General features: G+C 43.6%; 20 protein-coding genes. 5 read left to right on the top strand and 15 right to left on the bottom strand.

All coding sequences use genetic code 11. From position 1 onward, the window contains the following. Window positions 1-69 precede the first annotated feature (69 nt). From BMX56_RS00475 to BMX56_RS00465, 3 genes are all read left to right on the top strand, one after another. Window positions 70-444 (top strand): GxxExxY protein, encoded by a 375-nt coding sequence (locus tag BMX56_RS00475; RefSeq protein WP_090638194.1) that lies wholly within the window; start codon window positions 70-72, stop codon window positions 442-444. A gap of 130 nt (window positions 445-574) precedes the next feature. Continuing rightward, a complete protein-coding gene (locus BMX56_RS00470) occupies window positions 575-901 on the top strand; it encodes a nucleotide pyrophosphohydrolase (RefSeq protein ID WP_090638190.1) in 327 nt (108 codons plus the stop codon). A gap of 119 nt (window positions 902-1020) precedes the next feature. Continuing rightward, a complete protein-coding gene (locus BMX56_RS00465; RefSeq protein WP_090638187.1) occupies window positions 1021-1899 on the top strand; it encodes a DUF4349 domain-containing protein in 879 nt (292 codons plus the stop codon). A 24-nt stretch (window positions 1900-1923) separates the two neighbouring features. Here BMX56_RS00465 and BMX56_RS00460 read toward each other — a convergent pair whose 3' ends face one another. The 12 genes from BMX56_RS00460 to BMX56_RS00405 form a co-directional block, all read right to left on the bottom strand. Then, window positions 1924-2679, bottom strand: a complete 756-nt coding sequence (locus BMX56_RS00460; protein WP_090638183.1) for a 2-phosphosulfolactate phosphatase — start codon at window positions 2677-2679, stop codon at window positions 1924-1926. A 50-nt stretch (window positions 2680-2729) separates the two neighbouring features. After that, window positions 2730-3815, bottom strand: coding sequence for a glycine cleavage system aminomethyltransferase GcvT (gcvT, locus tag BMX56_RS00455; RefSeq protein WP_090638179.1), 1086 nt, complete (start codon window positions 3813-3815; stop codon window positions 2730-2732). A gap of 101 nt (window positions 3816-3916) precedes the next feature. Next, on the bottom strand, window positions 3917-5134 hold the full coding sequence (locus BMX56_RS00450) for a glycosyltransferase family 4 protein (protein ID WP_090638176.1): 1218 nt from the start codon (window positions 5132-5134) through the stop codon (window positions 3917-3919). Window positions 5135-5203: 69 nt separating this feature from the next. After that, window positions 5204-5800, bottom strand: a complete 597-nt coding sequence (locus tag BMX56_RS00445; protein WP_090638172.1) for a ribonuclease HII — start codon at window positions 5798-5800, stop codon at window positions 5204-5206. 191 nt (window positions 5801-5991) lie between these two features. Then, complete coding sequence (locus BMX56_RS00440) at window positions 5992-7230, bottom strand: PP2C family protein-serine/threonine phosphatase (RefSeq protein ID WP_090638168.1); 1239 nt, start codon at window positions 7228-7230, stop codon at window positions 5992-5994. 38 nt (window positions 7231-7268) lie between these two features. Then, window positions 7269-8468 (bottom strand): ABC transporter permease, encoded by a 1200-nt coding sequence (locus tag BMX56_RS00435; RefSeq protein WP_255369734.1) that lies wholly within the window; start codon window positions 8466-8468, stop codon window positions 7269-7271. Window positions 8469-8735: 267 nt separating this feature from the next. After that, entirely contained in the window at window positions 8736-9767 is a 1032-nt protein-coding gene (locus BMX56_RS00430) for a glycosyltransferase family 2 protein (RefSeq protein ID WP_255369733.1), read from the bottom strand. Between the two features lie 85 nt (window positions 9768-9852). Next, window positions 9853-10827 (bottom strand): lysylphosphatidylglycerol synthase domain-containing protein, encoded by a 975-nt coding sequence (locus tag BMX56_RS00425; protein ID WP_090638165.1) that lies wholly within the window; start codon window positions 10825-10827, stop codon window positions 9853-9855. An 82-nt stretch (window positions 10828-10909) separates the two neighbouring features. Then, on the bottom strand, window positions 10910-11758 hold the full coding sequence (locus tag BMX56_RS00420) for a dienelactone hydrolase family protein (protein WP_090638162.1): 849 nt from the start codon (window positions 11756-11758) through the stop codon (window positions 10910-10912). Between the two features lie 138 nt (window positions 11759-11896). Continuing rightward, entirely contained in the window at window positions 11897-14047 is a 2151-nt protein-coding gene (locus BMX56_RS00415; RefSeq protein WP_090638157.1) for a xanthine dehydrogenase family protein molybdopterin-binding subunit, read from the bottom strand. A 7-nt stretch (window positions 14048-14054) separates the two neighbouring features. Beyond that, complete coding sequence (locus BMX56_RS00410; RefSeq protein ID WP_090638152.1) at window positions 14055-15035, bottom strand: FAD binding domain-containing protein; 981 nt, start codon at window positions 15033-15035, stop codon at window positions 14055-14057. Next, entirely contained in the window at window positions 15032-15676 is a 645-nt protein-coding gene (locus tag BMX56_RS00405; protein ID WP_090638148.1) for a (2Fe-2S)-binding protein, read from the bottom strand. Before BMX56_RS00405 ends, BMX56_RS00410 begins: the two co-directional genes overlap by 4 nt. Before the next feature lie 164 nt (window positions 15677-15840). Here BMX56_RS00405 and BMX56_RS00400 point away from each other — a divergent pair, with 164 nt between their 5' ends. Then, window positions 15841-17061 carry a GAF domain-containing sensor histidine kinase gene (locus BMX56_RS00400; protein WP_090638143.1) on the top strand — a complete coding sequence of 407 codons (1221 nt, stop codon included), beginning with the start codon at window positions 15841-15843 and terminating at the stop codon, window positions 17059-17061. A gap of 141 nt (window positions 17062-17202) precedes the next feature. On the opposite strand, the gene BMX56_RS00395 is transcribed toward BMX56_RS00400, so the two are convergent. Both BMX56_RS00395 and BMX56_RS00390 read right to left on the bottom strand, forming a co-directional pair. Then, on the bottom strand, window positions 17203-17586 hold the full coding sequence (locus BMX56_RS00395; RefSeq protein ID WP_090638138.1) for an RNA recognition motif domain-containing protein: 384 nt from the start codon (window positions 17584-17586) through the stop codon (window positions 17203-17205). A 549-nt stretch (window positions 17587-18135) separates the two neighbouring features. Further along, a complete protein-coding gene (locus tag BMX56_RS00390; protein ID WP_090638133.1) occupies window positions 18136-18588 on the bottom strand; it encodes a 3-oxoacyl-ACP synthase in 453 nt (150 codons plus the stop codon). Between the two features lie 219 nt (window positions 18589-18807). Here BMX56_RS00390 and BMX56_RS00385 point away from each other — a divergent pair, with 219 nt between their 5' ends. After that, window positions 18808-19944, top strand: a complete 1137-nt coding sequence (locus BMX56_RS00385) for an acyltransferase family protein (protein WP_090641526.1) — start codon at window positions 18808-18810, stop codon at window positions 19942-19944. Window positions 19945-20482: 538 nt separating this feature from the next. On the opposite strand, the gene BMX56_RS00380 is transcribed toward BMX56_RS00385, so the two are convergent. Next, window positions 20483-21835, bottom strand: a complete 1353-nt coding sequence (locus BMX56_RS00380; protein WP_090638128.1) for a BamA/TamA family outer membrane protein — start codon at window positions 21833-21835, stop codon at window positions 20483-20485. Window positions 21836-22205: the final 370 nt, after the last annotated feature.

Raw genomic sequence — 22205 nt, 5'->3', positions numbered from 1 at the left:
GGTTAGTGAAAATTAGATTCAATTAGTGAAAATCGTGTATAATAGTAAAATCGTGTCCTTTTCATTTTTATGACTGATATTTTATTCAAAGAGGAATCCTACAAAATAATTGGCGCTTGTTTTGAAGTTCATAAGATATTGGGGCATGGCTTTAAGGAGGTTGTTTATAAAGATGCCCTGGAGTTTGAGTTTAAACGGTTAGGTCTTCCATTCGAGAAAGAGAAACCATATTCCATTTTCTACAAAGAGCAAAAACTCAAACACTTTTTTGTTGCAGATTTTGTATTATATAACACGATCATTCTTGAAATAAAAACGGGAAATTATATTGGCGATCCCTATATTAAACAAACACTTAACTATTTAAAAGCCTCGGGCCTGAGATTAGGTATTGTAATAAATTTCGGCGCGCCCTCGGTAGAATATCAAAGAGTAATCATATAATTATTCCTATTCGAAAAAATTCGCCCAAAAGCATTCGGGGTAATTCGCCACATTCGTGAAATTCGTGTTTCATAACCTCCGCGACAATTCGATTTAATTCGTGAAATTCGTGTTTATTTAAATTCGTGTTATGGAAATTAAAGAAGCGCAGCATCTGGTAGATAAGTGGATAAATACCACGGGCATCCGGTATTTTAATGAGTTAACCAATACTGCCATTTTGATGGAGGAGGTGGGCGAAGTAGCCCGCATTATGGCGAGGCAGTATGGCGAACAATCATTTAAAAAATCGGATACAGAGGTTAACCTGGCAGATGAAATGGCGGATGTGCTTTTTGTGCTGATATGCCTGGCTAACCAAACCGGTATCGACCTCACGGATGCACTGGAAAAGAATATGGAAAAGAAAAGCATCCGTGACGCCGACCGGCATAAGAATAACGAGAAGTTAAAATAGCGATTGCCGAATTATATATTTATTTTTACTATTTAACGGAATTAAATTTGTCAAATCCTGAATTTTAAATACTTTAATAAGGAAATTGTCGTTAAATCTCAAACCCAAGCTTCCTTATTATGAAAAATTATATTATCGCATTTACCTTATTGTTTGCGCTCTGTGCATGCAGAAATAAAAATGAAGCATCAAAAGTGCAGGTTGCGGATGTTATGCTGGCACCGCCGCCGATGGTAGAAGAAAAAAGTATTGGCAGCGCAAATTCTTTAGCTAAATCAACCGCAGATAAAACCGTATCACCTCAAAAAGAAACGATAGATACTTCAAAAAAGATCATTAAGGAAGGCGAGATCCGTTTCCATACCGGCAACCTTAACGCTGCAAAACAAAAAATAGTAAATTCATTACAAAGCCTTGGCGGTTATGTAGCCGAAGAAACAGAAACCAACGGCGGCGACAACAGCCAGAAAGAGTTTGATTTAAAGGTTCGCGTACCCTCAAAAAATTTCGACAGGTTCCTGGATGCGTTGCAAGCAAGCGGGGATAGCATCGACACTAAAAACATCCGCAGGAAAGATGTTACTTCGGATTTTATCGACATAGCAACCCGGCTAAAAAACAAACAGTTACTGGAAAGCAGATACCTAGACTTGCTAAGAAGGGCTACAAAAACAAGCGACTTATTGGAGATAGAGGACAAGATAGCCGAAATACGCACGGATATTGAATCGACCCAGGGGCAGCTAAATTATATGACCCGCCAGGTTGCTTTCAGTTCGCTCGATATCACCTTTTACAATAAACATGGCGAACGTACAACTAACGAAAATGGCTTTAGCTACCGGTTTAAGCAGGCAATAACCCAAAGCTGGGATATTGTACAAGACTTGTTTTTTACCGTAATAACACTTTGGCCGGTTTTGGTTATAGTATTAATAGGGTTTTGGTGGTTCAGAAGATGGGCAAGAAAAAGAAAACTGGAGAAGGATGCTGAATAAAAGCGCGCTGATAGCCTGCTAATTTTATTGCTGTAATTTAACCAGCCGCTCCCCATCCAAAACCGGGATAGCCGTAGTAATATCTACCTGCAAACAAAAATCGATGTCCTTTTGGATGCCTAATTTTTTAAGCCGCTCGCCGTGGGATGTCTTTTTAAGGTAATCGTTAATATCATGCTTACCCAACTGGTACAAATCATTGGCGGCCAGCGCGGCATCGTCCAAAACATAGCCATCGGTTTTTAACTGATCAATTACAGCGCCGGCAAAAAGGGTATCCTCCAGGTTAAAATTGTTTTTCCACCCGGCACATACCAGCAGCACGTTTTCGTTTTGCGTTTTAAGCCAGTTGCTTAACGCAGTAAGGTTTAGGAACGATCCTATCACAATTTTTTTAGCTGCGCGGGATAAATGCAGCGCGTGGGTGCCGTTTGTGGTGGTAAGCACCACTGTTTTACCGGCCACCTTTTCGGCAGTGTATGAAAATGGCGAATTCCCAAAATCAAAACCCTCAACTACTTTCCCGTCGCGCTCTGCTGCCAAAAGGTAATCCAGCCCTTTCTCTCTATACGCGGAACACTCCTCAACCTGTGATACCGGGATAATAGCCTCAGCACCGTTTTCAATACCATAACATATAGATGATGTTGCCCTGAAAATATCAATAACCACTACAATGTATTCTTCCACATTAAAAAGTGGCAGCAAAGCTGGGGTAAGGCAAACGTGTGCCCCCCGGCCCCCTGAAGGGGGAGTTTTGTGATCGGTATTTTCAGACATTTGTTTAATAATAATTTCGAGTTGCAAACTCTCGTTCCCCCTTCAGGGGGTTAGGGGGCTTTATAAAAGGGCGGCTTTACAATTTTAGCCTTGATTTTATTATCGCGGATGCTGATGAATATCTCTGTACCTTCTTTAGCGAAAGCATTGTCAACATAACCCATACCAATGGCTTTTTGCAGCGATGGCGATTGTGTGCCCGATGTTACTTTGCCTACGTTATTGCCATCGGCATCAACAATGGGGTAATCATGGCGCGGGATACCGCGGTCTATCATTTCAAAACCAACCAGCTTTTTGCTTACGCCTGCTTGTTTTTGTTGCTGCAAAGCCTCGGCATTGGTAAATTCCTTGTTGAATTTGGTTACCCAGCCAAGGCCGGCCTCTAATGGCGATGTGGTATCGTCAATATCGTTCCCGTACAGGCAAAAGCCCATTTCTAAACGCAAGGTATCGCGGGCCCCCAGGCCAATTGGCTTTATACCAAATGGCTCCCCGGCTTTAAAAATTGCATTCCAGATTTGTTCTGCGTACTGGTTATCAAAATAAATTTCAAACCCGCCTGCGCCGGTGTAACCTGTAGCCGAAATAAGCACATTGTCAACACCTGCAAAAGTTCCTTTTTTAAAGGTGTAGTATTCCATGGATACCAGGTCAACATCGGTAAGGCTTTGTAGTGCTTCAGCAGCTTTGGGCCCCTGGATGGCCAGCAATGATGTACGGTCAGATATGTTTTTCATATCAACACCCCTGGTATTGTATTTGGAGATCCAGTCCCAGTCTTTATCAATATTTGATGCGTTAACTACCAGCATGTAGGTTTTCTCGTCAATACGGTAAACCAACAAATCGTCAACAATGCCACCATCCTCGTTTGGCAGGCAGGAGTATTGCACTTTGCCATCGTATAATTTGGCAGCATCGTTACTTGTAACCCGTTGGATAAGGTCAAGCGCATTGTCGCCTTTTAAAATAAATTCGCCCATATGGCTTACATCAAACACACCTACCGCCTTGCGTACGGTTTCGTGTTCGGCGTTAATACCCACGTATTGCACGGGCATATTGTAGCCGGCAAAAGGCACCATTTTGGCACCAGCTTTTATATGTACATCGGTTAAAGCAGTATTCTTCATGCGGTCAGTTCAATCAGCCGCAAAGGTAATTATTTTGAAGAGAAAATGAGCCCCATTTGTAATGCCCGCGCCAGGGCTAATGATACTTTTTAAGCTGCTGCTTATGCAGAGAGTACGGGCGGAGCGCTCAGCCTTTTATAAAATTCAACCAAATCTTTTGCTACTTTATTCACATCGTGCTGCTGCTCAACCAATTTACGTGCATTAAGACCTACGTTTTTGCAAAACTCTTCATCGGATATACAACGTTCAATAGCATGGTAAAACTCCCGCTGATCATTGGCTATCATAATATTGGTGCCGTTGCTAAAGTTTATACCTTCGGCCCCCAGGGCGGTAGATATGATACATTTTTGCATAGCCATTCCCTCAACAATTTTTACCCGCATACCACCGCTTGATAAAAGCGGCACAATCATAATGGCTTTACTGTTTACAAAATCAAAGGCGTCATCAACTTCGCCCTGGATAAATATTTTACCCATTACCTCGTAGTCGTCAAAACGCTCGGGAATATTATGCCCGGCCACGTAAAATTTAACACGCAGGTCCCCTTCTGTCAGGTCTTTATGAAAATTATTAATAAACCATTCTATCCCTTCGCGGTTAGGCAGCCAATCCAGCGAACCCAGGAAAAACAAACTCGGGAATTCTGTTTTACTAAAGTCGGGCCGGTAGCGGGTAAGGTCAATTCCAACAGGGAAAATCTCTACCGGAATGGTAGCGCCATATGACAGCACGGTTTTTTTATCCTCAGCGGTAAATACCGCTATTGCATCAAACTTATTAAGCTGTTGTAATTCGTAATCTTTAATCCGCCGGGCAACCATGCGCAAATATCCCCTTTTCAGCAGGTCGCTCTTTTGATGCGCAAGCCTTTCATAAACCTGGTGTTCAATATTATGCGACCGGTAAATAAGTTTGGCTTTTGATACCTTGCGGACAGCTGTCAGGTAGGGGGTAACAAACAAACCCTCAAACTGGATAATATCATACGCATTTTGCTTCAGCTCACGGATAAGCAGCTTTTCAAACTCGGCATCGTAATACCTATCAACATTGTTTGATTTTTTGCGAAACAGGTTCACGGCAGCATCAACCATAGATATGTTGATGTTGATTTTAAACGAGGTGTAATTTATTTTATCTTCCAGCTCGTCCTTTTCGTGATAACTGCTGTTATACTTTTGCGCATTTAATGCCACCAGCGACACATCATGCCCCAATGCAATTAATCCTTTTATGGTATTGCACACCACAATAGCATATCCGCCATTTTGCGGAAATGGCACACGATGTGTTAAAATAAGGATCTTCAAATGATTGATGGGTTTGTCACAAAAATACCAACCAGAAAGGGGTTATCAAAACATCTAACCAAAGTATCTTTAAAAAATACTTAGCTGCGGGTCGGTCACCCTGAAAGTTTTACGATGGTATGGCGTAAACCCAATTTTCATAACGGTTTCGCGGTGTTTTATTGTTGGATAGCCTTTATTGGTGTGCCAGTCGTATTCGGGATGTTCGGCCGCAATTTTCAACATATAATCATCACGATAGGTTTTGGCCAATATTGATGCTGCCGCAATACTGAAATATTTACCATCGCCCTGAATAATGCATTCATGCGGAACGTTTGGATATTTTTTAAACCGGTTACCGTCGATAATTAAAAACTGTGGCGCTATTTGAAGTTTTTCAATAGCGCGATGCATAGCCAGGAAAGATGCGTTTAGAATGTTGATCTCGTCAATCTCAAAATTATCAACCGATGCCACAGCATAGGCAATAGCCCTTTCTTCAATCTCTGCCCGTAACCGATACCGTATTTCTTCGGATAGCTGCTTGGAATCGTTCAGTAAATCGTGATCAAAATCATGAGGAAGAATAACCGCTGCGGCAAACACGGGCCCCGCAAGGCAACCGCGACCAGCTTCATCACATCCCGCCTCAATTAATTCGTACTGGTACCTTGCTGCTAACATGTTACAAAGATAGAATAAGTATCAAGTAGTTAGTATCAAGTATCAAGACCGAAGAATAGTTCATTAACACCATTAGACCGGAATTCGTGAAATTCGTGTTCAATTCGCGCCTATTCGTGTGTATTAAATTCGCCTCGATTCGTGAAATTCGTGTGTATTAAATTCGCTGCAATTCGCGCCTATTCGTGTATCTAAAATATCTTCAGCGTAAGCAGGGTGATATCGTCTATCGGTTTGCTTTTATGTCCAAGGCTCAGGTGGTCTAACAACAAATCGTTAAAATTATCGGGCGATAGGTTACCGTGGGCTTTTACAAACGAAAGCAGTTTATCTTCATTCCATACCTTAGTACTGGTTGATTCAAAGTCCATCAAACCATCGGTATAGTTTACAATAAGACTGCCTGGTTCAATATCAACCTCCCCTTCGTTTAAAAAAGGCAGGTCTTCAAAAACGCCAATCATCGTCGTTCCCAATTTTAGTGGTATAGCTTCCCCGTCAGCAAAAAGGATGGTCGGGTTATGCCCTGCATTTATATAATTCAGTTTGCGTTTCTTTTGGTTATAACGCGCCAGGAACAGGGTAATAAACCGTTCGCCCTTGGTGTTGTTAAGCACTATTTTATTAAGGCGGTCAATAATGTTGGTCAGGTCGTCTTCCACCGCGGCCCAGGCGTGCAGGCTGGCCTGAAAATTTGCCATCAGCAATGCCGCCGATATTCCTTTACCCGATACATCGGCAATACACCATAAAAACTCGCTCTCATTAAGGCGGATAAAGTCAAAGTAATCGCCCCCGATATTTTGATGGGGCAGGTATTTGGCGCCAACTTCTACTGCATTATCTTTATGAATCCTGAGCGGTATCAGCATATTCTGCACTTCAACGGCAAGCTCCATTTCGCGCTGAAAACGTTCTGATTGTAAACGCTCTTTAAATAATTTCTTATTCTCCAGCGCTACTATGATCACATTCATCAGCGTCTGGATAAAGTTAAGATCGTTGCTTAGCATCTCGCCCGATGTATCAAAATCGCCGATAAGCGCATAAGCCAGGGCCTTACTTTTGTGGTATATGGGAATAAAATAATTGTACTTGCGCAGGGTAACATCCTGGTGATCGGCTATCGCGACAGGCGATTTAACTTTGCTTAATTTATCACAAGCCCTGCTTAATGCCATGGCCGATTCCATTTCGCCGCCGTATTTAGAGATGCATATAAACTTATTTTCCTTTTCTATCAGAAAACGAAGCTTGCCAACCTGCAGGTAATTTTGCAGAATAACCTCCAGCATTTGTATAAGTATGGGGGTGGAAGTATTCTTATTAATGGCCCTGGTGATCTCCAATAAGGAATTCAACTCGGATTGCCGTTTAAGCAACAGCCTTATTAATTCGTCTTCGCCAGAACTATCGTCTTTGTATTGCATTTGTTTTTAGTCGCATGACTAAAGTAAAAAAAATATTTTCAAATGCGCGTACTTTGTGATTTTATATCGAAAGCATCACGTAAACCTACTGTAACCAGGTTAAAAGCATACACTAACAACATAATAGCCAGGCCGGGAGTAATAGCCAGAAAGGCCGAATCCATAACGATGTAGCCATAGTGCTCCTTAATCATGCCACCCCAGGTAGGCATCGGTGGCTGGGCCCCAAAACCCAGGAAGCTAAGCCCTGCTTCTAACAAAATAGCCGATGCGAAGTTTGACGATGCCAGCACCAGGATAGGCCCCGTTATGTTGGGCAAAATATGTTTGGTAATAATGCGCCTGTTATTAAAGCCAAGGGCGCGGGCTGCTTCTACATATTCAACCTGTTTCAGGCTCATTACCTGGCCGCGTACCAGCCGGGCTACCTCAACCCACATGGATAAGCCTACTGCAATAAATATTTGCCAAAGCCCTTTGCCCAATGCAAATGATATGGCAATAACCAGCAGCAACGCAGGCAACGACCATAATATGTTCATTATCCAGCTTAAAGCGCCGTCAATCCACCCGCCAAAATACCCCGCTACAGAACCAACGGCGACCCCTAAAAACATGCTGATTATCACCGACATTAGCCCTACTGCCAATGAAATTCGTGTACCCAGCAACAATCGGCTCAACAGGTCGCGCCCGTAAACGTCGGTACCCAGCCAAAAGGTCCTGGTAATTATTTGTTCGCCTTTAATTTTATCAGTAAAATTCTTGTATATCTCCGCCGTCTTTTCGCAGCTGAGCGTTGGGTTTAGCAGCACTTTATTAAAATGATATCGTGGTTTAATACCCGTTACCACTTCAAAAATATTATAGGCTTTTTGATCGGGCTTATCCTCATTGCCAATATATTCGCTTACGTGGATGGAATCCTGTTTAAAATAATACCCAGTAATAGGCACTTCCCTGTAAAAAGATGGCTGCCCAAAAAGCATCCTGTTAAAAAAGCTTATCGTATCTACCTGTTCGCTTTTACGCATAAGCAACATCATGAATTTGGCGCCAGGCTTTTTAATGCTCAATTGTATAGTCATGTTGTTGGCCTGCGGGGTGTTATCGGGCATTATTAAATACCCCAATATGGCCACTAACAGGGTTATCGTAATAAAAACAAGCCCGGCCATGGCAATTTTATTACGCTTAAATGCGTTCCAGGTACGTTTAGAGGGGGTAAGCTGGGCCAATAGTTAATAGTTCCGTTTGGCTAAATATCGCTTAAATAGATACAATAAGCAATCGGCATGAGTACAAATTACATTGATATTAAAAAGGAGTGGTGAGTTCTGAGTTTTGAGTGATAAGTTAACTTGGCGCGAGCGGTATTAATCTCTTATTAAATACCGGATATTCCATTTCGAATAATGAAGGAAAAACTTCGGTGTTGGATATTCGAAATTCCGTGTTCGATATTATTTTTATTGCTGCTTTTCCTATCTTAATTACATTGGAACCTACTTAACCTCCCGCCCTTTCCATTGGTACTTTTTATTGCTGCCTATTAAACCCATATAGGCCAGGTAAACAACGTGTACCGGTATGGTAATTATAAGCAGGCTAACCAGGTAGCTGCGCTTAAAAAACGAGGTAACAGGAATCAGGTAAATAGCCTCAAAAAAATATTTAAGTAAAAACTGCGCCAAAAAAAGCTTGAAAATATCGGCAAAAAACAATCCCAGGAAAAAATTCAATAGCAGGGAGATATTAAAAAGCCAGAAGATAAGAGCGACAAGAACAATCTTTTTATCCTTATATAAAGTAAATTTTGATGCCCAACGCTTACGCTGCTGCATAAATTCTTTTAAATTGGGCTTGGCATGAGTATATACTATGGCGTCTGTTTGTTTTATAAAACCAATGCGGCCGGGGTAGCGTACCGCCACTTTTTGCAATAATAATTCATCATCGCCCGATGCCAGCTGATCGATACCTTTAAACCCTCCTACTTCGTTAAATACATCTTTACGGTAGGCCATGTTGGCGCCATTACAGGTTGATGCCCTTCCGTTACCAATAAATGCCGCTCCAATACCAATTAAAAACGAGAACTCCAGCGTTTGCATCAGCTCAAATACCGATTTCTCCTGGAAAAATGTCACGGGAGCCGAAATAAGCACCGGGTTTTCGGTTTCGTAGTAAGTTACTATGGTTGATATCCACTTGCTGTTCATCCGGCAATCGGCATCGGTGGCTACCATTAGTTCGCCGGTTGATAATTGGATTGCCTCGGTTATGGCCTTTTTTTTATAGGAGTTTAATGGCTGGTTTTCATTGAGTTTTAACAGTGTAATGCCCTGGTCTGCAAAACTTCCGATAATTGCAGCAGTGTTATCTGTAGAGTGATCGTCAACAATAATTACCTCAAGCAAATGCCTGGGGTAATCCTGGGCCAAAATATCGCCTATGGTTAAATGGATAATTTCGGCTTCGTTACGGGCCGCTATAAGTATAGTAACCCGGGTATTAAAAGATGTTTTGTTTACCACTGTTGGGGGTTTTATATTAAACCACCCCTTTATGATATAAACTAAAAACAGCAGGTAAAAGGCTGTAAACAATAACGAGATTATACTAAGCGTTGCGATCAAAGAATTTGATTTTAAAAACAAATAAAGAACCTAAAATAGCAGGAATAAATAAATTTATAAGCCATATTGATGAAACACAGGAAATAACGGCCAGCTTTTGATCGGTTATGTACACAAAAAGGTGGGCGGCGGTAAACCCGCGCACGCCGATATCAAAAAGATCAAGCGATGGTAAGGCAGATGTTATAAAGAAAAATAACATTAACACCAGTAGCATGGGCCCAACCTGCATTTGCGGCACCACCATCTGAAAAATGAGGTAATACTGCGTGGTGAAAGTAATATACCTTAACAAACTAAAGCACATGATCCTGATCAGTTCATGTGTTTTATACCGGCCTAAAACCTCAAAAAAGCGATGGAATTTTCTGATAAATGCAATCCTGTCAAGAACATTAACTATCCATTTGATATGAAAGTAAATGATGAGCTGGACCAAAACCACAACGGCTGAAATGACAGCAAACCCCGCATAGCCCCAGGTTTTTTCATGAATAAAGTTTGCAATAAACCACACCATAGAGACAATGCCCAGCACATTGGTTATCAGCGCCTGGCTAAAGGAGCCCACAGCCATGGCGAAAATACCGGGGATACGCTTGCGGTTTGGCAAAAACATAACACGGCCACCATATTCGCCAATACGGTTTGGTGTGGTAACGGCCCAGGTAAGGCCACAAAAAACAGCTTCAACAGCTTCCCAAAGGGTAATGTTGATGAGGGCTTTGCTCACGTAGCGCCATTTTAAAGCTTCAAGGAACCAGTTAACAAACATCAACAATGATACTACCGACATAGTTACTATCACCCTGGTAGCGCTAATGCTTGAAACTAATAGTTCAAACTCCTTCAGGTCATTGTTTTTTTTAGAAAACTGCCTGTAAATAAACAATGCAGCTACTATAACTATGCCGGCTTTAAGCAGATAGGAAACTATTTTCTTGGTAGAAGTGGTCAAGTAGTTAAAATTTATGCAATGTTACGAAAAAATGAAGCAAGGATTAACTCGCCACCCAATAACGCAACTTTAGCATTTTTGTTTATTTTAACCTTGCTTTAAAAAACGCAATGGTATTGGCATAGGCATCTTTAGTTGCATCGCTGTTATAGGCCGGGTTGCTTGGGTTGGCAAAACCATGGTCGGCATCATACTGGTGCAGGTACAGTTTTTTGCCTGCAGCTTTCATATCATCATTAAACTTAGCCACTACTTTAGGGTTTATCCATTGGTCTTTATTAGCAAAATTGGCCAGCACATCGGCGTTTAGCGTTTTCAGTTTAGCCACATCCTGCTCGGGCATGCCATAGTACATAACACTGCCAACCAGTTGTTTGCCTGCAAGCAAGCCGGTTTGCAGGCTCCAGCCGCCACCAAAGCACCATCCAATGGTAGCAATATGTGCTTTAGCACCCGCATAAGCAATAGCGCCGTTGATGATGGCTTTGGCCCTATCTTCAACAACGGCCTGCATTAATTTACCGGCGTCTTTAGGGTCGGTGGCTACTTTGCCGTCATAAAGGTCAAGATCGATGATGTTTACATTGCCCAAATCATTATAAATTTTCTCCGATTCGCGTTTTACATAATCGTTCAGCCCCCACCATTCATGAATCACCAGTATATAGTTATTAGTAGGCTTTTGGGCTTTCAGCACATAAGCTGTGGCTGTTTTGCCATCGGGTGTTTTATAGGTAATATTTGTACCTATGCTGCTTTGAAAACGGATAGGCAGCGGTTTTAAATGTGCCATCCGGAACATTGGGTTTGAGGCCAGCATGGCAAAGCGCTGGGTTGATGAAGGGTTGGCACAGCAAACCACCTTTTTGTTTTGCGCAAAGGTGAGTGAGCCAAAAGCGATTAATAACGTAAATAAGGCTAATTTTTTCATGGGTTGAGTTTTGAGTTATTTTCAATAACAGTTACGTTGGCTAATTGATTTGCGTTGCCAACTCATTTTTAAATATCCCTGCTAAAACGGGACCGGGCTTTTGAGCCCTCCATTCCCGGGAACGTTAAATGGGGCTCGCTATCCCATCACTTTGTCCGGAGTTATCGGAAGCTCCCGTACCCGTTTTCCGCTGGCGTTGTATACTGCATTGGCTACCGCGGCGGCCATGCCTATGAGGGCTATCTCGGCCATGCCTTTGGCGCCCATCGGGTTAATGATGGGGTCGGGTTTGTTTACAAACAGGGCATCTATCTGCGGGATATCGGCATTTACAGGCACGTGATAATCGGCAAAGTTATTGTTGATATACCGGCCATACCGGTGATCAATAACCGATTCCTCCATCAAAGCCATCCCAATCCCTCCAATAGCACCGCCTATTACCTGGCTACGAGCCGTTTTAGGGCTGATAATGCGGCCGCAATCGGATACGCAAGCAACCTTGTCAATTTTAACAACACCGGTTGCAGCGTTCACCAAAACTTTTACAAAATGTACCGACCAGGAGTTCATGGCATATGTTTGCATTCCGTTACCCCCATCCGTCTCCGTAATAACGTCCAGCGAAGCCAGGTTGTGTTCCTTTAATATTTTTGCATAATCGGGGTTATCGGTGCCGCCATTGCCAATCAGTTTTTGAAACTTCTCTTTCAAATCGGCGCAGGCTTTATATACTGCCGAGCCAACACTGGCCGTTGTGGCCGATCCTCCCTGCGTGGGCGCGTTGGGTAATGATGAATCGCCCAACTCAAATTTTATCTTTTCGGCTGGCATGTTCATTTGCTCTGCTGCTATAAGCACCATGGCGGTACCTGTACCGGGGCCAATATCGCTTACTGCGCTTTGCAGCAATAAGGTCCCGTTGGCTTTCATAGTAGCTTTTATTGTTGCCCTATCCCTATAGGCTCCAAACATGCCGCCGCCCATGCCATAGCCAACATACCAGCCATGCTCTTTTACCATACCTGGTTCTTGCTTACGATTTTTCCATCCTATGTGATCGGCCCCCAGTTCGTACGCATCTTTCAAAAACTTGCTTGAGAATGGCTTGCCGCTATCAGGGTCTTTCTCGGCGTAATTGCGGATCCGCAATTCAACAGGATCTATTTTCAGCTGGTAAGATAGCTCATCCAGTGCCGACTCCAGCGCGAAAGAGCCGGTGGCTTCGCCAGGGCCGCGCATCCATGTGGGTGTTGCAATATCAAGCGGAACAATGTTGTATTTGGTATTTACATTGGGGCAGGCGTATAAATTCTGGCTTACGCCGGTAGGCCCTTCGGTAAAATTTTCGTACGATGAAGTTTGCCCGGCGGCTTCATGGGTAATACCGGTAAGCTTGCCATCGGCTGTAGCGCCTATGCCAATCTTTTGCCAGGTAAACGGGCGGTAACCTACTGATGTAAACATATCTGCACGGCTTAAAACCACCTTTACAGGCCTTTTTACCACTTTAGCAGCAAGTATGGCGGCCACTTCATGCGGCCAGGTACGCAAAGCGCTGCCAAATGCCCCGCCAACAAATTCCGAGTGCACCTGCACATTTTCTTTGGGGAGTTTAAACAGGCGAGCCAGATCTTGCTGGGTATCTTTAACGCCCTGGGTTTTATCCCAAACGCTTAATTTATCATCCGCATCCCAACGGGCAATAATAGCATGCAGCTCCATAGGGTTATGGGTTACCGTAGGCACAATATATTCCTGCTCCAGTTTAAACGGGGCAGTTTTCCAGGCATCTTCGGCACCACGCTTGTAAGCACCTTCGCCATGTGGAGGAAATCCTTTTTCTATGTTATCAGGCAGGCTGGTGATATGCTTTTCGGCCTGGTATGTTGCTTTTACCAATGATGCTGCAAACAGCGCGCGCTCAAAGGTATCTGCAACTACTACGGCAACGGGCTGCCCGTTGTAATATATTTTATCGTCATAAAAAATCTTTAACGCACCCTTACCGCCCGCTTTCTTGTCCTTTTCGGGCTGGTCGCCAGGTACTTTCGGAGCATTTAAATGGGAAAGTATGGCTAATACGCCGGGCGCTTTCAAAGCCGCTTTGGTATCAATGGCAGTAATGCTGCCTTTGGTAATGGCACTGCCTACCAGTACCCCATAAGCTAAACCCGCCGGTGCATATTCGGCCGAGTATTTTGCTGCACCGGTTACTTTTAGTCTTCCGTCTACCCGGCCCATGCCTTCTGTCGATGAGGGCATCGTTTTGATTGTCGCTGTTTTCATGGTGATGTTAAACTAAGCCTGCTGCATGTTTTAAAGCCTCGGTAATAGTAGCCGGCGCCAATTTTAATTTGAATGAATTATTGCCGTAACCTTTTGCCCCTTGCATAGCCAGCTGCGCCGCGTGGGCAAAACTCTCTTCGGTTGCGGGTTTGCCAACAAGTGATTTCTCAGCCTCAAAAAGCCGCCAGGGTTTATGCGCTACGCCGCCCATAGCCAGCCGGACATTTTTTATCAGCCCGTTATCTATTTCAAGCGCTACTGCTACAGAAACCAGCGCGAAGGCATATGATTGCCTGTCGCGGATTTTTAAATAGTAGCTGTTTTTGGCAAAGTTATTATCCGGTATTTCTACCCCAACAATCAGTTCATCTTTGGCCAAACGGTTATCCAGTTCAGGATGATCTCCCGGCAGGCGATGGAATTCGGTAAAAGGCAGGCGGCGCTCGCCTTTTTTTCCGGCTATAACTACTGTCGCATCCAGTGCAGCAAGGGCAACGCACATATCGCTGGGGTGTACAGCTATGCATTGTGGGCTTGCACCAAAAATAGCGTGCATCCGGTTAATGCCTTCCATTGCCCCGCAGCCGGTACCCGGCACACGTTTATTACAAGGCATGGTTGTATCATAAAAATACCCGCAACGGGTGCGCTGCATCATGTTACCGCCAACCGTTGCCATATTGCGCAGTTGCGGCGATGCCCCCGCTTTAAGCGCCATGGCCAAAAGCGGTTGGTTTTGGACTACCAAATTATTTTCAGATACCGCACTGTTGAGTGCAAGGGCGCCAATGTGAAGTCCGTTTTTAGTAATACCAATATTTTTTAACGGTAGCTGGTTTATATCAACCAGTTTATCCGGAGCAGTAACGCCCCGTTTCATCAGGTCTACCAGGTTTGTACCACCCGCTATAATCTTGCTGCCGGGTTTGCCCACAGCATCTAAAACTGCTTGCTGTGTTGCCGGCCTAACGTATTGAAACTGTTTCATACGGCCATCCCCCCGTCTTTTACTTCCTGTATGGCGTTTACTATATTAGGGTAAGCGCCGCAGCGGCAAATATTGCCGCTCATATATTCGCGTATTTCGTGTTCAGAGTTGGCGTGCCCCTCGCGGATACAGGCTACAGCCGACATGATTTGCCCCGGTGTACAATACCCGCACTGGAAACCATCGTGCTTTATAAAAGCCTCCTGCATAGGGTGCAGCTTATCGCCATTAGCAAGGCCTTCAATGGTGGTAATTTTTTTACCGTTCATCATGATGCCCAGGGTAAGGCAGGAGTTTACCCGTTGCCCGTCTACATGAACAGTACAGGCACCGCATTGGCCATGGTCGCAACCTTTTTTAGTGCCGGTCAGGTCGAGTTGCTCGCGCAAAATATCCAGCAGGGTTGATCGTGGCTCAACGGATAGGTTTTGCTGCCTGCCGTTTACCTGCATTTTTAAAGGCATTTTTTCAAAAACCGCGGCAATTTGCTCATCTACATGGCTGGCCGCAGCTTTTATGGCAGTGCCCGGTGTAAGGGCTACGGCGGTTAGCAGGGTTGATTGTTTCAGGAAATTCCTGCGCGAACTATCCTTCACATCCAGGTCTTCATCAGCCCCGGTACAAGGTTTTTTGCTTTCCATAAATAATCGGCTTTTAGGAATGTTAAATTACATATTTTTAATAAAATGCTGCAACTGCAATCAATGTTTTACAACATCTGTATTTTGTGCATGGTCACGTATTGGGTATTATTATAAAACAATTGAGGGCATATTGCCGTATAAAGCCGTAACTAATTGATTGTATGTTTACTCCCCCAATCCCCGAAAATGAAATGGACAGGGTAATGACCCTGTCGGAATTTGATTTGGACTATTGCGCCCATGCCGATAGTTTTAAAGATTTAACCAAACTTGCCGCAAAAGTTGCCGGCACCGAAATGTCGTTGGTTAACCTCATCGATTCATATACCCAATGGACCATCTCGACCCATAACATGGACCTGGAGCAAATGCCGCGCGAGGAATCTGTTTGTCAATACGTATTAATGAGCGACGAAAATATGGAAATTGCCGACCTGAGCGCCGACGAGCGGTTTAAAGACAGGCCCTACGTTACCGGCGGGCCTCACCTGCGCTATTACTACGGCATTCCACTTAATGTAGATAATCATAACATTGGCGCCTTATGCGTGGTTGATGCGCATTCGCCAAAGACACTTAACCCCGAAAAGATAGAGTTGTTGAAGATAATTGCCGGTGAAATTGTGAACAGGCTTAAATACATCAAAGTAATTGATGACCTGCGGAACAATTTATCTGAAGCAAAACAAACCCAGAAAAAAGTAGCGCACGATATTCGCGGGCCATTAAGCGGCATTATTGGCCTGGCACAGCTTATTCGTGAACAGGGCGATGAAAACCAGATGGACGAGATATTGGAGTTTATGAACCTGATACACAGAAGCGGCCGATCTATACTGGAGCTTGCAGATGAAATTTTGAGTGCGGATAAAAAAGAGAAGAAAGCGCCCGAATTAAAGGGAAACGAATTTAACCAGGTGGTATTTAAAGACAAGCTGGAAAAACTATATGTGCCGCAGGCCATGAACAAGCATATAACGTTTACAGTGAATACCTCATCGGCATCAGAAACCATTCCCTTTTCAAAAAATAAATTACTGCAGATAACCGGGAACCTGATCTCGAACGCTATCAAATTCACCCCGAATAATGGCACTGTTACTGTTGACCTGGATTTGATTGAAAAAAGAAACGAAAACGTATTGCAGATAAAAGTAACCGATTCGGGTGTTGGGCTGGATGCCGATGGAATAGCCAATATATTGCAGGGCAACGCTACATCAACAAATGGTACCGGCGGCGAAAATGGGTATGGGTTTGGCCTGGCGCTTGTAAAGCACCTGGTTGAAAGCCTTAAGGGAACGTTTAATATATTTTCGGTTCCGGGACAGGGCGCCACATTTGAGGTAAAGCTACCACAGGCATCATCGCCGGAAAAATAACATAAGCATGGTTTTTTGATATAGAACTATCACAGCAGGTAAAAAAACCTGCTAAACCAATCCCACAAAGTACAGTAAGTAGATGTATTATTAACAGCAAAGTGCCGGGTACCAATACCCGGCACTTTGTTTATTTATAATTTACCAACGGCTGCCACCGCCGCCGCCACGGCTATCTTTTGAATAACCACCGCCGCCACCGCCACGGTTACCGCCGCCGCCATAGCCGCCACCGCCGCCACGGTTGCCACCATAACCACCGCCGCCACGGTTGTCGCGTGGTTTTTTGTCTTCAGCCTGGCTAACAGCAATTGATCTGCCTCTAACATCTGATCCGTTTAAACCGGTGATTGCTAATTGTGCAGCTTCATCATCAGGCATTTCAACAAATCCGAAACCTTTGCTTCTGCCAGATTCACGGTCAATAATAATTTTTACAGTGCTTACTTCACCGTACGCTTCAAAAAGCTCTTTTAAATCGGCTTCCTCTAATTGAAAAGGAAGGCTTCCTACAAATATGTTCATCAATCTTTAATTTATAAAAGGCAAGGTTGTTTTGTTTGCCCAGTTTTGTTAACATCAAATATAGTAATAGATATTTGATGATTACTGCATGATTTTATGAATGGATGGTTTTATTTTAAAAAAAAGTTGATTTTTATTGATTTTAGGTTAAAAACAGCACTTTTTAACCGTTAAAATATAATTTGCCCGGGCCGGATATTAAATAAGGCCTTATTTATATGGCATAGTTTATAAAAGTAATATCGTTTATTATTAAAAAAGCCCCGCGCCGATAAAATTTGATAAATTCACTGCAAATACCTTATCAACAGCTTGAAAATTACCCTTGTGCATATTTGTCATGTGACATCGCCGCCGTGGCTGCGCATATTATTTGGTTTTAAATGTTTTACCAAAACAGCGGGGCAACGCTTACCGGCTCACTTTACAAACGGGCGCGCCTTCCCCCGGATACATTACAAATACCGCAATGCAACATTGCTTAATAGTTATTAACATGGCTCCGGCAGGCAAGTCTGGTATCATGCCTCTTCTACCATCGTTTTAATATCAATATACCAATTCTACCACATACGTTTTCCCGTTCAGCGTAAAGCTGTCGCCCGTTTTTGCCCCGCTCAGTTTCATGCCCACCGGCGAACCGGGCGATACGGCGAAATAGCTTTTGCCATGAAGCGATAACGCCCCCGCGCTTATAGCCAAATAAAAATTGCCATTATTGGTGATAATTACGCTGCCTGCTTCGGCTATGGCCGATGTGCCGGTGGTACCTATGCGGTTTAAAGCAACCAGTAATTTATTGGCTTCGTTAAGCTGGGCCAGGTTGCGGTTGGTTTCCTGCTGCGCCATTTCGCGCCCGGTTTCGTATTTATCGCCGGCGCTGCTCTTAGTATCGTCGTTTGATGATTTTTGCGCTTCGCTGATAGCCAGTTCGGCGGCATCCATGCTCCTGCGAACGTTGGCTACACACAGGTCATATAATTCCTTTTTCAGATTGTTCATTTTTTGCGCTCAACAATAGCTGCATTTTGTAAAATGCAAATAAAGTAATAAATGTTGGCTGATAGCCGGGTAAAATAACACCCGCAGTTTCGGGTTATGCAATGTAACCGGCATTACATTATGCAATAAAATCTATTATTGTATTTCAGCCCTTGTTTTTTCAATAAAATAAACCATTTTTATGGCTCACTCAACAAAGCCTTTAGCCAATTTAAATCAATGAACCAAACTCCTGCGTACCTTGAATCAAAAAGTCATTATAAAATTTTAGACGGTCTGCGTGGCGTAGCCGCCTTGCTGGTAGTAGCCTTCCACGTTTTGGAGGCCAATAATGGCGGCAGCCGCTTCGCCCAGATCATTAATCACGGCTACCTGGCTGTCGATTTCTTTTTCCTGCTTTCAGGCTTCGTGGTGGCCTACGCATATGATGATCGTTGGGGCAAAATGGGCCAATGGGAGTTTTATAAACGCAGGCTGGTACGCTTACAGCCAATGGTTATTATGGGCAGCATCATTGGGGCCATATTTTTTTATTTACAGGCATCGCCCACGGTGTTCCCGCTTATCAGCGCAACACCTGTTTGGAAAATGCTGCTGGTTATGGTGATAGGCTTTACGCTTATCCCGATACCCATATCTATGGATATACGCGGCTGGCAGGAAATGCATCCGCTGGATGGCCCGGCCTGGTCGCTGTTTTTTGAGTATATAGCTAACATTTTGTACGCGGTAATTGTGCGCCACTTTTCAAAAACGGTGCTTGCTATATTTGTGGCCATATTTGCCGGCTTGCTTATCAACTACCTGGTAACGGGGCCACAGGGCGATGTTATAGGCGGCTGGAGTATCAATAAACAACAGCTGAGTATAGGCTTTATCCGGTTGCTTTACCCGTTTTTTGCCGGTGTCCTGCTTTCGCGCTTAGGAAAACTTATCCATATTAAAAGCGCTTTTGCGGTATGCAGCATACTTGTTTTTATTGTACTGGCTATCCCCAGGATTGGCGGCCCCGATCATCTTTGGATGAACGGCTTATACGAAGCATTTGTTATCATCGTCATGTTCCCGCTGATTGTTGCTATAGGGGCCGGCGGCGAGCTGACCGGCAAAACTGCCAACAAAGTATGTAAGTTTTTTGGCGATATATCCTACCCTATCTATATTACCCACTACCCGCTAATTTATTGGTACACCGCATGGGTTATTGATAATAAAGTGCCCATGGGCTACAGCCTTTGCATTGGTACCCTGGTGTTGGTTAGCAGTATTGCCATTGCTTATGCCTGCCTTAAACTGTATGACGAGCCTGTTCGCGAATGGCTAAGGAAACGTTTTTTGGTAAAGAAGGCCGCATAACAAAACCGGGCTTTATATTTTGTATCATCAACAAAGTGTGTGTACCGGTACGGGGTGGTACACTACCAACAGTTAATTTTTGTAATTCAAATTAAAAAAACATTTTGTACAAAGACGGCAAGAAACAACGCGACTTTTTTTCTTTGCCTCTGAGCATCTGTCTAAATTTGGTTTACTAATGTTTTTATGCTTTTAATGAAGGGACAACAACGTATTCCGTATGTCGGCGAAGACTCACCCCGCCAGGCTACGCCGGCGACCCTCTCTTCGGCTTCGCCGGAAAGAGGGTTTTGGAAATTTATATTTTTAAATAACTGATTATAAAATAATTAAATATAAAAACCCTCTTTCCACCGCAGGTGAAGAGAGGGTGGTCGGGCGTAGCCTCGACCGGGTGAGTCTTAGCCAGCGTTCAACCGAACGTTCTGTAAATTCCCATACATGATGCGTGCGTACGAAGCGATAGTGATCTTTTTTTATTTTCAGACAGCACTTGGTCGACAAAGCACACTCTACTCAAATCAAACGCGATACTCTTTTAAAAAGCCTCGTTCAAACCCAAAAAGAAACCTTTCGAGCCAAACTTGCCAAAGGCATAATCAAGGCATAAATTGGTGCGGGTAACTTTGTTAAACAGCACCCGCAAGCCACCACCGCCACCTGGCTGAAATTTTTGGAACAGCTTTGTTCCGGCTTCGTCATTGGCGGTTTGTTCGCTAAAGAAAGCTACCCCGCTGATGAATTTATTTTTGAGGATAGGAAAGCGGTATTCCACCTCGCTGTAGTTAAACCGGGTGCCTTTAAAATAACCGGTAGTATAGCCTCTGCCGCTCCTAAAGCTACCGTCTTTAGCTGTGCCTGGCAGTTCAAGGTACGGAATATCGCCTGTAATGAGGTACGATCCCCAGTTCCAGATTGCAATAACATGCTCCGGGTTTTCTGACGACAGGCTAAAATACTTCCTGAAATCGGTGGTAAACTGAACAGCGCTTTTGGTACTGCCCATCCAGGTTTGGTTAACCCGGAACCCGGCATCGGCATAAATTCCCTTGTAAGCACGGTTTTGATTATCGCGGGTGGTGTATTGTACGTTAAAAAGCAAACCATCGGCCCGGTAACTGTCCCGTTTAAATCCGTGCTCATCACTATAAATATTATAGGGGGTTAAATGGTTGGTGGTATCTGCCTTGTCCTGAATTTTGGTACGGATATCAAACGATACCCCGGCACCCACAAACAGGTTTTTTTCTACTTCCTTATATACCTTTTCCCTCAGGTTTAAATATATCGAATGATATGCGCGGCCTTTGCGGCCAGCGTTAACAAGCGCCTGGTCGGCCGCGCTGCCACCGGGATCCGGCAGGCCTATTCCCAAACCAAAATCGGGTGTAACACTTTTGGCCGCCACTATATTACCCTGAAAATTCCACTTGTTGCCGGGTGTGTAAATGTTATGGTTAATATAAAAATAAAGAATGCCTTTTGTAGTATAGGATACCGAAGTTGCTGCAACCGATAATAATGTATTGGGGTCGTTACCCAATTTGCGGCCGGCTACGGCTTTTATACCCAGCTGAAACCCGATGCTGGGGTTAGATGCAATATTAGGGATAACGGTTATGCCCGAAGGCTTTTTGAAAACCGAATCGGGTTTCTTCTTTGGGTGAAGAATATCTGTTACCAGGTTGCCAAAATCATACTGTTTTGAAACATCATTGGCTTTTTTCTGAAACTTCACCGAATCGGCATGGTGTTTTATCGAATCCGTTTTCAAGGTGTCGTGAGGTACTACTTCCTGCCCGTAAGCGTAGCTTTGTATGGTTACCAATACGGGCCATAATAAAATCTTCGTTAATATATAAATCCGGCTACTTCTGTTCCTTTGCTGCACTATCAGGATAATAAATATTTAAATTCCAACTATTTATGTTGGCCCTTAAATGCAGGGCCAGTTTTTTAAACCTGAAAAGCACCGAAATGTTTTATGTTTTAAGCCGGCAACGCTTATCCACAGGGATTTTATTCCCTGTCGGTTGTTACTTTTCCTGTCATAATACCTCACTACAATATTCCTGTAACGTTTTTTATTGATATGCGTCTGCGTATTTTGAACAAGCGGCTTAATAACTTATACATACATTATTTGCCTATTGTAAACCGGGAATAAAGACGTCAAATTGTATCATATCTGAAATATTTATCCTATTTTCGGACGTTTTTTGTGTGATTTTTTAATGAATTTCTCTTTTTAATAATAAAAT

Source organism: Mucilaginibacter sp. OK283, from assembly GCF_900110415.1.
Classification (GTDB): domain Bacteria; phylum Bacteroidota; class Bacteroidia; order Sphingobacteriales; family Sphingobacteriaceae; genus Mucilaginibacter.
This window is presented reverse-complemented; position numbering and strand designations above follow the sequence as displayed.

Coding starts and splice junctions, on each gene's coding strand:
- BMX56_RS00465 (WP_090638187.1), top strand. CDS start 1,021: ATGAAAAATTATATTATCGCATTTACCTTATTGTTTGCGCTCTGTGCA.
- BMX56_RS00445 (WP_090638172.1), bottom strand. CDS start 5,800: ATGTTAGCAGCAAGGTACCAGTACGAATTAATTGAGGCGGGATGTGAT.
- BMX56_RS00405 (WP_090638148.1), bottom strand. CDS start 15,676: ATGGAAAGCAAAAAACCTTGTACCGGGGCTGATGAAGACCTGGATGTG.
- BMX56_RS00440 (WP_090638168.1), bottom strand. CDS start 7,230: ATGCAATACAAAGACGATAGTTCTGGCGAAGACGAATTAATAAGGCTG.
- BMX56_RS00415 (WP_090638157.1), bottom strand. CDS start 14,047: ATGAAAACAGCGACAATCAAAACGATGCCCTCATCGACAGAAGGCATG.
- BMX56_RS00395 (WP_090638138.1), bottom strand. CDS start 17,586: ATGAACATATTTGTAGGAAGCCTTCCTTTTCAATTAGAGGAAGCCGAT.
- BMX56_RS00385 (WP_090641526.1), top strand. CDS start 18,808: ATGAACCAAACTCCTGCGTACCTTGAATCAAAAAGTCATTATAAAATT.
- gcvT (WP_090638179.1), bottom strand. CDS start 3,815: ATGAAGAATACTGCTTTAACCGATGTACATATAAAAGCTGGTGCCAAA.
- BMX56_RS00460 (WP_090638183.1), bottom strand. CDS start 2,679: ATGTCTGAAAATACCGATCACAAAACTCCCCCTTCAGGGGGCCGGGGG.
- BMX56_RS00390 (WP_090638133.1), bottom strand. CDS start 18,588: ATGAACAATCTGAAAAAGGAATTATATGACCTGTGTGTAGCCAACGTT.
- BMX56_RS00470 (WP_090638190.1), top strand. CDS start 575: ATGGAAATTAAAGAAGCGCAGCATCTGGTAGATAAGTGGATAAATACC.
- BMX56_RS00400 (WP_090638143.1), top strand. CDS start 15,841: ATGTTTACTCCCCCAATCCCCGAAAATGAAATGGACAGGGTAATGACC.
- BMX56_RS00410 (WP_090638152.1), bottom strand. CDS start 15,035: ATGAAACAGTTTCAATACGTTAGGCCGGCAACACAGCAAGCAGTTTTA.
- BMX56_RS00420 (WP_090638162.1), bottom strand. CDS start 11,758: ATGAAAAAATTAGCCTTATTTACGTTATTAATCGCTTTTGGCTCACTC.
- BMX56_RS00475 (WP_090638194.1), top strand. CDS start 70: ATGACTGATATTTTATTCAAAGAGGAATCCTACAAAATAATTGGCGCT.